This window comes from Rhodococcus sp. GQ147 (assembly GCF_059759155.1).
Genome location: NZ_JCAXDU010000070.1, coordinates 1 through 347, shown reverse-complemented (window position 1 = coordinate 347; position 347 = coordinate 1). Strand labels below are relative to the sequence as shown.

The 347-nt window shown below is 68.0% G+C and carries 1 pseudogene; it reads right to left on the bottom strand.

Annotation, left to right across the window (positions count from 1 at the left end):
- Positions 1-308: pseudogene (locus tag AC6CID_RS25070) on the bottom strand (IS21 family transposase); the annotation flags it as partial.
- Positions 309-347: the final 39 nt, after the last annotated feature.

Sequence of the window (347 nt, the reverse complement as noted above, 5' to 3'; positions counted from 1 at the left end):
CGTTGAGCGATCGTCGCCACGGTCACCGACTCGTCGAGTTGGCCCTCGATCCAGGCGTGGTGGGCGGCGATCGCCGGCCAGGTCACCGCCCGCGCCGTCGGGTCCACCACTTCCGGGAACCAGGACGTGATCAACTCGCGCCACAGGTTCTCGTCGAACTTCCCGCCGTCGCCCGGGCTCAACCCCGCCGCCAGCGCCGGCGCCAAGTACTTGCGGATGGTTTTGCGGTCGAGTCCCAGGGCCGTCGAGATCTGCACCTGGGAGCGGCCGGCATGCCAATGCCGGAACAACTCCATCAGATCGGTCATCGTCCACGTTCTCCTTGCCACCGTCGGGCCCCTTCCCAG